This window comes from Allobosea sp. CER48 (assembly GCF_044752385.1).
In the GTDB taxonomy this organism is placed as follows: Bacteria; Pseudomonadota; Alphaproteobacteria; order Rhizobiales; family Beijerinckiaceae; genus Allobosea.
In genome coordinates this window covers 1-9,191 of the sequence record NZ_JBIWYK010000090.1, presented here as the reverse complement: position 1 = coordinate 9,191, position 9,191 = coordinate 1, and the positions used below count along the sequence as shown (strand labels likewise).

Annotated in this window: 10 protein-coding genes; 6 read left to right on the top strand and 4 right to left on the bottom strand. The window is 67.3% G+C overall.

Features of this window, described 5'->3' with window-relative positions; translation table 11 throughout:
* The 4 genes from ACIPIA_RS05665 to pdxR all read right to left on the bottom strand — a co-directional run.
* The coding region (locus ACIPIA_RS05665) for an RraA family protein (protein WP_400507504.1) at positions 1 to 657 on the bottom strand (657 nt) is incomplete at its 3' end.
* 61 nt (positions 658 to 718) lie between these two features.
* The gene (locus ACIPIA_RS05660) at positions 719 to 1,924 is read right to left on the bottom strand and encodes an aminotransferase-like domain-containing protein (protein WP_400507503.1); all 1,206 of its coding nucleotides are present in this window, start codon (positions 1,922 to 1,924) and stop codon (positions 719 to 721) included.
* Positions 1,925 to 1,942: 18 nt separating this feature from the next.
* Entirely contained in the window at positions 1,943 to 2,725 is a 783-nt protein-coding gene (locus ACIPIA_RS05655) for a 2-keto-4-pentenoate hydratase (RefSeq protein ID WP_400507501.1), read from the bottom strand.
* A 59-nt stretch (positions 2,726 to 2,784) separates the two neighbouring features.
* Entirely contained in the window at positions 2,785 to 4,269 is a 1,485-nt protein-coding gene (pdxR, locus tag ACIPIA_RS05650) for a MocR-like pyridoxine biosynthesis transcription factor PdxR (protein WP_400507499.1), read from the bottom strand.
* Positions 4,270 to 4,471: 202 nt separating this feature from the next.
* Here pdxR and ACIPIA_RS05645 point away from each other — a divergent pair, with 202 nt between their 5' ends.
* From ACIPIA_RS05645 to ACIPIA_RS05620, 6 genes are all read left to right on the top strand, one after another.
* On the top strand, positions 4,472 to 5,248 hold the full coding sequence (locus tag ACIPIA_RS05645; RefSeq protein WP_400507497.1) for an ABC transporter ATP-binding protein: 777 nt from the start codon (positions 4,472 to 4,474) through the stop codon (positions 5,246 to 5,248).
* A gap of 11 nt (positions 5,249 to 5,259) precedes the next feature.
* Entirely contained in the window at positions 5,260 to 6,057 is a 798-nt protein-coding gene (locus ACIPIA_RS05640; RefSeq protein WP_400507495.1) for a transporter substrate-binding domain-containing protein, read from the top strand.
* Between the two features lie 53 nt (positions 6,058 to 6,110).
* Entirely contained in the window at positions 6,111 to 6,809 is a 699-nt protein-coding gene (locus ACIPIA_RS05635; protein WP_400507493.1) for an ABC transporter permease, read from the top strand.
* A 2-nt stretch (positions 6,810 to 6,811) separates the two neighbouring features.
* Positions 6,812 to 7,540: an ABC transporter permease gene (locus tag ACIPIA_RS05630; RefSeq protein ID WP_400507492.1), complete on the top strand. Its 729-nt coding sequence runs from the start codon at positions 6,812 to 6,814 to the stop codon at positions 7,538 to 7,540.
* On the top strand, positions 7,530 to 8,336 hold the full coding sequence (locus ACIPIA_RS05625) for an inositol monophosphatase family protein (RefSeq protein ID WP_400507490.1): 807 nt from the start codon (positions 7,530 to 7,532) through the stop codon (positions 8,334 to 8,336). The genes ACIPIA_RS05630 and ACIPIA_RS05625 overlap by 11 nt, the downstream gene beginning before the upstream one ends.
* A gap of 41 nt (positions 8,337 to 8,377) precedes the next feature.
* On the top strand, positions 8,378 to 9,191 hold an 814-nt coding region (locus tag ACIPIA_RS05620), incomplete at its 3' end, for an inositol monophosphatase family protein (protein ID WP_400507488.1).

Genomic DNA, 9,191 nt, shown 5'->3' with positions numbered 1-9,191 from the left:
CGCCTTCAGTCCGAAGACGGCCTCGGCGGTCTGGCCGGCCGTCAGGGCCGCCTCCCACTTCGCCTCGAGGACAAGCCGGGCCTCGGCATCGGCGATGCGGGCGCGGATCGTCTCCGGCGTCAGCGCGACCAGCCCGTCATCGTCCCCGATCAGCAGGTCGCCGGGCGAGACGATCGCGCCGCCGATCGTCACCGGCCGGTTGATCTCGCCGCGCTCGGCCGAGGACGGACCGCGCGGCGTCACCGAGCGCGTGAAGACCGAGAAGTCCGTCCAGCCGGCGAGCGTCCCGACATCGCGGATCGCGCCGTCGCAGACCAGGCCGACGGCGCCCTTGCGGCGGATGTGGCCTCCGAGGATTTCGCCGATCATCGCGCTTTCGGCATGGCCCGCCGCCGCGATGACCAGGACATCGCCGGGGCCGATCACATCCATGGCGCGCACGACGGAGCCGAAATCCGGCGCCTCGCAGAAGGCTGTCAGCGCGCGTCCGAACAGGCGCGGCTGCCGTCCGGGTGGCATCAGCGGGCGGATGGCCGGGTCGATCTGGCTGAGATTGCGGCCGAGATCGACCGCGACCGCGACGGGGATCGCGCGCCAGCGCTCGATTTCGGCCTCTGTCAGGTCGCTCTTCGGGGCGGGATGGATCGTCACGGGCATGGTGCTGTCCTCATCTGCCGCGGTGGGCGATCTGCTGGTGCGGGGCGGGCCGGGGCTTCGCTCAGCCGCGTGCCCGCGCGCCGAGATGGGCCTTCAGGACATGGCCGAGCGCCGTGATGCCGGCGACCAGCCGCTCGTCGGTCTGGGTCGAATAGCTCATCCGGGCATGGTTCGGACGCTGGTCGAGGGCGAAGAAGGTCGCACCCGGCACATAGGCGACGCGGGCCTCCGGCAACGCGTGGTCGAGCATGAAGGCGGCGGCGTCGAAGCCTTCCGGGAAAGTCAGCCAGGTGAAGAGCCCGCCGCTCGCGTCCGTGCAGGCGATCTCCTGCGGGAAGCGCTGCCGGATGGTGTCCAGCATCAGGTTCTTCTTGTGACGATAGGCACTGCGGATCGTCCCGATATGCGCATCGATGTCGTAGTCGGCGAGGAAGCGCGAGGCGACCGCCATGTTGAGCGTGCTCGTCTGGGTGTCGGCTGCGAGCTTGAGCAGGCCGAGCTGCTCGATCAGCTCGGTCGACGCCACGGCCCAGCCGAGCCTGAGGCCGGGCGCCAGGATTTTCGAGAAGCTGCCGAGATAGATCACCCGCCCCTCGGTGTCGAAGCTCTTGATCGGCGGGATGCGTTCGCCCTCGAAGCGGATCTCGCGATAGGGTGAGTCCTCGAGAATGATGACGTCATGGGCGTTGGCGATTTCGACGAGCCGCTTGCGCCGGGCGAGGCTTATGGTGACGCCGGTCGGATTGTGGAAGTCCGGAACGGTGTAGATGAACTTTGCGCCCGGATTGGCCTTCAGCGCCGCGTCGAGCGCCTCGACATCCATGCCATGCTCGTCCATGCCGACCGTGACATAGCGTGGCTCGCACGGGTTGAAGGCGATCAGCGCGCCGAGGAAGGTCGGGTCCTCGACGACGACGATGTCGTCCTTGTCGACCAGCAGCTTGGCGACGAGGTCGAGCCCCTGCTGGCCGCCCTGGAGGATCAGCACCTCATCGACGGTGCAGGGCACGCCGTCGCGCGTCATCCGCTCGGCGATCTGGCGGCGCAGCAGCGGAATGCCGTTCGAGACGGTGTATTGCAGCGCCTCCTGACCGTTCTCGGCCAGCGTCTTGCGGAAGACCTCGTCCAGTCCCGCAATCGGGAACAGCGAGGCGTCGGGATAGCCGCCGCCGAAGGAGATCACGTTGGGATCGGCGCCCAGCCGCAGGAGTTCGCGGATGGCCGATGGCTTGACCCGGCTCATCCGGGCCGCGAGGCGAGGCGTCATGATCGTAGTTCTCGGCCCTCAGGCAGTGACTTCGAGCTCGACGGCGCCGACGCCGTCGAGCTCGAAGCGATAGGTTTCGCTTTCGGCCGGGAAGCGCGTGGTGACCAGGCTGCCGGTCATCACGATCTCGCCGGACTTCAGGCCATGCCCCTTTGCCGCCAGCGCGTTGGCGAGCCAGGCAAGCGGTGCGAAGGGATGGCCGAGGGCATCGCGGCCATAGCCGCGGTCGATCTCCGCCCCATTGTGGCTGATCGTGCCCGAGATGGCGTCCAGCGCCGGCCAGTCGCTGCAGAATTTCGACAGGATGACGCCGCCATTCCAGGAATTGTCCGCGACCAGCGAAAGCACGTCGAGCTCGGCATAGTCGGCAGCCCGGTCGTCGACGATCTCGATGGCGGCGCAGACGCCGGCGACATGCTCCGCGATGCTCTCCTGCGTCCAGGCCGGACCTCCCACGGGGAGATCGCCGCCCATGCGCACCGCGATCTCGAATTCGAGGCCCATCCGGCCGTAATCGGCAATGGCGAGGCGGGCGCCGGAGTGATGCAGCCGGTCGGCCAGCACGACGCCGGCGATCGGATGGCCGATGCCGCACATCGCCTGCATGCGCTGCGAGGTCAGGCCGATCTTGTAGCCTACGGGCGCGCCGCAGCGCGGCTTGAGCAGCGAGACATAGCGCTCCTGCACGGTATAGGAATCGTCGAGCGAGGCGATGCCGCTCGCCGCGGCGAATGGCCGGAACTTCTCCCGCCGGTCGTGCTCGTCGATCAGCCGCCTGGCCAAGCCGCCCTTGTCGATCATCCCATCCTCCTGTCCCGGTCCTGTTGCTGCCGGGTCGAACCGTCGTGTCGCAAGAAAACTCAGGCTCCCGCCATGGCTTCGGCGAAGCGCCGCACGGCTGCGGGAATGCGCTCGGGCGCGGTGTTGCCGAAGCCGAAGACGAAGCCCGTCGCCGTCCTGTCCTGCAGGCGGTAGCGCGAGAGTGCAGGGGCATCGATGCCGCGCTGCCGGGCCGCATCCGTGACGGCGGCATCGTCAAGCGGCGCGAGTGCATGGGCGGTCAGGTGCAGCCCCGCCGTGACGTCGGGAACGACCAGGCGGTCGCCGAGGGCCTGCCGCAACGCGTCGACCAGGATCGTCGCCCGCTCGCGATAGATGAGGCGCATGCGCCGGACATGTTTCGCGAGAACGCCGCGGCCCATGATGTCGGCCACCATCTGTTGCAGCGGCGGCGGCAGATAGCAGGAAAAGACGAGCTTCGCCCGATAGAACAGCTCGACCAGATCCGGCGGCAGCACCAGATAGGTCAGGCCCAGCGAGGGCGAGAAGATCCGGTTGATATTGCCGATAAAGATCACGCGCTGGTCGGCGTCGAGCGAGAGCAGCGAGGGCAGGGGCTGGCGGTTGATGCCGATCGGGCTGCTGTAGTCGTACTCGATCACCCAGGCGTTGCGCGCGCGGGCCCAGGCCAGCAGGGAGAGCCTGCGCTCCATCGACATGGTCGAGCCGTAGGGGAACTGGTTGGTCGGCGAGGCGATGACCATCCGGGCATCGTCCGTCTCGGGACCGAAGCGGTCGATGCAGAGCCCCTCCTGGTCGATGCGCTGCGGCAGTATCCGGGCGCCGTTGGCCGCCATGGCGGCCGTCCGTGTCGGATAGCCGGGATCCTCGATGACGACGCCGTCGCCCGGATCGAGCAGCAGCTGGGCAAGCAGGATGAAGGCCTGCGTCGTGCTGGCGACGACGGCGATCTGTTCCGCCCGGCAGGGAATACCCTCGTATTCGCCGAGATATTTCGCGATCTGCTGGCGCAGGGCGGGCAGGCCGAGCCGCTCGCTGAAATTGAACTGCGGCCAGGGCTCGGAGCCCCAGTACTCGGCGGTGCTGCGGCGGATATCCGCGAACGGCAATTCGTCCAGCGCCGGGAGCAGGGGGCTGAGATCGTAGCCGAGTTCGCGCTCGCTCGGCAGCGCCAGACCCATCAGGGCGTTTCCCCGTGCGGCCAGGACGCGCGGTTGGCGGGGCGGCTGCGCAGCCGATGACGGCTCGCCGATCCGGCGATGCATGTCCTCGGGCAGGTCCTTCTCGATATAGGTCCCGGCGCCCGTGCGCCCATGCGCATAGCCCTCGTTCTTCAGGCGGTTGTAGGCGAGCACGATCGTGGAGCGGGAAACGCCGAGCTCGTCTGCCAGCTTGCGCGAAGGCGGCAGGCGCATGCCGCGCGGGATCGCACCGGCCACGACCAGCATCCGAAGCTGCCCGGCGATCTGGTCGAAGAGCGGCTCCGGTCCGTCCGGCGCGACCGCGATCGTGTTCCAGAAGGGATAGTTGAAACTCGCGTTCATATCCTGTCGCGGCTAGGGCGGACGGGTCTGGCCCGTCGTCGCCGGATTGAGCGGCCGCACGCGCGGACGGTCAAGCCTGTCTCGGTATTGGTCTGCTCGACTCCAGCGAATTGGTACTTGAGGCGGTTTTTAGCCGTCGGTACCGTCCCTGCCAATCGCGACCGGACAAGGCCGGCAATCCAGCGCAAGCGGAGGGGAAAACGTGTCTCGACCCGAGGCGAAGACCGTCCTCACGGCGGACGACATCCACAAGAGCTATGGCGACTTCCCGGTCCTCAAGGGCGTCAGCCTCACGGCCCGCGAACGCGATGTCATCTGCATGATCGGCGCCAGCGGCTCGGGAAAAAGCACCTTCCTGCGCTGCATCAACCTGCTCGAAACCCCTGAAGCCGGGGCGATCGTCTTCGAGGGCGAGCAGTTGAATCTCGGGCGACGCGGCAACGGCGCCGCGATCCTCGACGCCCGGCAGATCAATCGCATCCGCAGCCGGATGGGCATGGTCTTCCAGAGCTTCAACCTCTGGAGCCATCTCACCGTCCTCGAGAACGTGACGATCGCGCCGATCAAGGTGCTGGGCGTGCCCAGGGCGGAGGCGAGGGAGCGGGCCGAGGCGCTGCTCGCGAAGGTCGGGATGTTCGACCGACGCTTCCACTACCCTGCCCATATTTCCGGCGGCCAGCAGCAACGCTGCGCCATCGCCCGCGCGCTCGCGATGGAGCCCAAGCTCCTGCTTTTCGACGAGCCCACCTCCGCCCTCGACCCCGAACTGGTCGGCGAGGTGCTCAGGGTGATGCGCCTGCTCGCCGAGGAGGGCCGCACGATGATCGTGGTGACTCACGAAATGAGCTTCGCCCGCGAAGTCTCGAACGAGGTGCTCTTCCTTCACGAGGGGAAGATCGAAGAGCGCGACACGCCGGAGAAGATCTTCGGCAATCCGGAGTCCGAGCGGTGCAGGCGCTTCCTGCAGCGGGTCCTGTGAGGAGAACAACCATGAAGAAGACGGCTCTCGCCCTGCTGGCCGGCGCAGCACTGCTGTTTGCCGGCTCCGCCTTCGCCCGCCAGGTCAAGGTCGGGACGGAATGCACCAATCCGCCTTTCAACTTCCGCACCGCGGGCGGCGAGCTCACCGGCTTCGACGTCGACATCGCGCGCGAGATCGGCAAGCGCGCGGGTTTCGAGCTGCAATTCGTCTGCCAGGCATTCGAGGGGCTGATACCGGCCCTCTCGGCGCGCAAGTTCGATCTCATTCTCGCCAGCCTTTCGATCACGGAAGCGCGTCAGAAGAGCATCGATTTCAGCATCCCCTATCGCGCCTCGACCGGCCGCTTCGTCGGCCCGAAGGGTTCCAGGCTGGAGCCCGTGACCGCCGACGGGAAGCCCAATCCCAAGGCGCTCGACGGCAAGGTCGTGGGCATGATCCGCGCCAGCACCTATGACCGCTATTTCACCGAGCAGTTCCCCGGCGTGCAGATCTCGCGCTACGAGAACTACGAGACCTTGCTGCTCGACCTCATCTCGGGCCGGGTCGACCTGATCATGGCCGGGCCGATCAAGATGGAAGGCTTCTTCGAGGACAAGCAGGGCAAGGACTTCGCCTTTGTCGGGCCCGAGCTGGAAAGCATCAAGTATTTCGGGCCGGGCGTCGGCGTCGGGCTGCGCAAGAACGAGCCGGAGTTCCTGGCCAAGGTCGACGATGCGCTGAAGGGCATGTTCGCCGACGGCACCTTCAAGGCGATCAACCAGAAATACTGGAAGTTCACGGTGATGCCGGGAGTCTGGAACGATTGAACCGCCCGGCGCCGGCCATGCCGCGCACCATCTGCCCCTGACGGGAACGCAACATGACGGCAGACCTCTTTCAGGGCTGGGGCACCCAGCTCTTCTGGGGAACGATGGTCACGCTCAAGGTCGCATTCCTGGCCTTGCTGGCGGGGCTCGCGATCGGGCTCCTCGTCGCGCTCGCCAAGCTCTCCGCATCGCGGTTCCTGCGCGCGGCGGGCGACCTCTACACCACCTGCATCCGGGGCACCCCGGAACTGCTGATCATCCTGCTCGTCTATTTCGGCAGCACGGTCGCCCTGTCGGCGGCGCTGCGCTGGATCGGCGGCCCGGACGCCGCGTTCGAGATGCCGGCGCTCGGCGCCGGCGTGCTGGCGCTGAGCCTAGTCTTCGGCGGCTACGCGGCTGAAATCTTCCGCGGCGCCTTCCTTGCCATCCCGCCGGGCCAGATCGAGGCCGCCAGGGCCTTCGGCATGTCGCCGCTGACGCTGTTCATCCATATCCGCCTGCCGCTGATGTGGCGCTACGCGCTGCCGGCGCTCGGCAACATCTGGATCTCGCTGATCAAGAACACCTCCCTGATCTCGGTCGTCGGCCTCGAGGAGCTGATGCGCGTCAGCTACATCGCGACTTCGGTCACGCGCAGCCCGTTCCATTTCTACATGCTCGCGGCGGTCATCTATCTCCTCCTGACGATCGCCAATTCCCTCATCATCGAATGGCTGGAGACCCGCGCGAACCGCGGCGTCCGGAGGGTCTGATCATGGACCTGTCGCTCATGATCGACAGCCTTCCGCGCCTGCTCGAAGGCGCGCTGCTGACCCTCAAGCTGCTGCTGCTGACGGAGATCATCGGCTTCGCGTGCGCGCTGCCGCTCGGCATCCTCTACGCCAACGGCAGCCGCGCCGCCCGCGCGCCGATCTACGGCTTCGTCTATTTCTTCCGCGGCACGCCGCTCCTGGTGCAGATCTTCATCGTCTATTACGGACTAGCGCAGTTCGATTTCGTGCGCCAGAGCTTCCTCTGGCCCTGGCTGCGTCAGCCCTTCGTCTGCGCGCTCATCGCCTGCGCGCTGCATTCCACCGCCTATACGACCAATATCCTGCGCGGCGCGATCCAGGCCGTGCCGGCAGGCGAGGTCGAGGCCGCGCGAGCCTGCGGCATGTCCGCCTTCCAGGTCCAGCGCTTCATCGTCCTGCCGATCGCGTTCAGGCTCATGCTGCCCGCCTACAGCAACCAGGCGATCGGCATGCTGAAGGGGACTTCGCTCGCCAGCACGATCACGCTGATGGAGCTGACCGGCGTGGCCAACACGATCGTCGCCAGCACCTTCTCCCCCTACGAGGTCTTCATCATGGCGGCGCTGATCTATCTCGCGATCACGCTCGTGATCACGCGCTGCTTCAAATACGTCGAATACGCGCTGAGCAGGCACCAGCGCCCGCTCAAGAGCACAGCCGCGATACCCGGACAGGTCCGCCATGCCGACTAGCGACATCAGGAACTTCATCGCCTTCGCCCATGGGCTGGCCGATGCGAGCGGCTCGATCATTCGCGAGGCCGCCAGCCGGAACAACGCCTTCGTCTCCAAGGGCGACGACAGCCCGGTGACCGAGATCGACCGGGGTGTCGAGGCGGAACTGCGCCGCCGCATCGGCGAGGCCTTTCCGGAGCACGGCATCCAGGGCGAGGAATTCGGCGCGCAGGCGACCGACGCCGAGTATGTCTGGGTGATCGACCCGATCGACGGCACCAAGGCCTTCGTCGCGGGCATCCCGGTCTTCGGCACGCTGATCGCGCTGACCCGCCATGGCATCCCGATCCTCGGCGTTATCGACCAGCCGATGACGCGGGAGCGCTGGGTCGGCGCCGACGGCTACCCGACCACCCTGAACGACGTCCGCGTCGCGACCTCCGGCCGCAAGCGCCTCGGCGAAGCGGTTCTCTCGACCAGCAATATCGAGCTCTACGACCCCGGAAGCCTCCCGGTCTTCCAGGCGCTGCGCTCCTCGGTGCATTGGTGCGTCTATGGCGGCAGCTGCTATTCCTACGGGCGGCTCGCCTCGGGCGGGATCGACATCGCGATCGACCGCTTCACCACCCCCCATGACGTGCTCGCCCATGTCCCGGTCATCGCCAATGCCGGCGGCGTCATCACCGACTGGAACGGAGGCCCGCTGACCCTGCATTCGAGCGGGCACTGCCTGGCCGCGGCCAATGCCGAATTGCACCGCGCAGCGCTCGGCCGCATCGCAACTCCTCCGGCCGGGATCATGCCGGCGGCGTGACCCGACCTGCCCCGCGCATCCACTCAGCCAGGTTAGCCATCATGACCACCAAGCCCCGGACCCGCAGCGAGATCGTCGAGGCCATGAAGGAGGCCGCGCGCATCGGCGGCGCCTCGCTCGCCGAGAACTTCGCGCGCCTGTCCGCCCTGCCCATCCTGGAAAAAGGCCCCTCGGACTTCGTCTCCGCTGCCGATATCGAATCCGAGCGCCTGATCGTCGCCCATCTCAACCGGGCGCTGCCCGAGGTCGCCGTGCTCGGCGAGGAGGGCGCGGCTTCCCCCGATGCCGGCAACGGGCTGCGGGTCATCATCGACCCGCTCGACGGCACCAACAACTTCCTGCACGGCATCCCGCAGTTCTCGGCGTCGCTCGCCCTGATGGAAGGCGACGAGGTCACGGCCGGCGTGACCTACAACCCGCTCAGCGGGGAGATGTTCTGGGCGGCTGCCGGAGAAGGCGCCTATCTCGGAGAGAGGCGGCTGAGCGGCTCCAGCCGCAACTCCCTCGCCCATGCCGTCGTCGGCACCTGCTTCCCCTACAACGGCAAGGGCGACACTGAGAAGGCCGCCCGCGAGATGGCCGCGATCATGCCGCGCGTCTCCGGCATCCGCAGTCCGGGTTCGGCGGCGCTGGAGATCGCCTATGTCGCGGAAGGCCGCTTCGACGGCTTCTGGACCTCCGGCGCCAAGCTCGATCTCTGGGACCTCGCCGCCGGCGTGATCATCGCGCGGGAAGCCGGCTGCCTTGCGACCGAGATCGACGGCCGGGGCGATCCGCTCCAATGCCGCAGCCTCGTCGTCGCGCCGCGCCAGTTCCATGGCCAGTTCATCGACATCTTCCGCGCGACGGCACACT

Bases quoted from the DNA above. Each gene is read 5' to 3' on its own strand.
- ACIPIA_RS05660 (WP_400507503.1), bottom strand. From the start codon at position 1,924: ATGACGCCTCGCCTCGCGGCCCGGATGAGCCGGGTCAAGCCATCGGCC.
- ACIPIA_RS05655 (WP_400507501.1), bottom strand. From the start codon at position 2,725: ATGATCGACAAGGGCGGCTTGGCCAGGCGGCTGATCGACGAGCACGAC.
- pdxR (WP_400507499.1), bottom strand. From the start codon at position 4,269: ATGAACGCGAGTTTCAACTATCCCTTCTGGAACACGATCGCGGTCGCG.
- ACIPIA_RS05640 (WP_400507495.1), top strand. From the start codon at position 5,260: ATGAAGAAGACGGCTCTCGCCCTGCTGGCCGGCGCAGCACTGCTGTTT.
- ACIPIA_RS05635 (WP_400507493.1), top strand. From the start codon at position 6,111: ATGACGGCAGACCTCTTTCAGGGCTGGGGCACCCAGCTCTTCTGGGGA.
- ACIPIA_RS05630 (WP_400507492.1), top strand. From the start codon at position 6,812: ATGGACCTGTCGCTCATGATCGACAGCCTTCCGCGCCTGCTCGAAGGC.
- ACIPIA_RS05625 (WP_400507490.1), top strand. From the start codon at position 7,530: ATGCCGACTAGCGACATCAGGAACTTCATCGCCTTCGCCCATGGGCTG.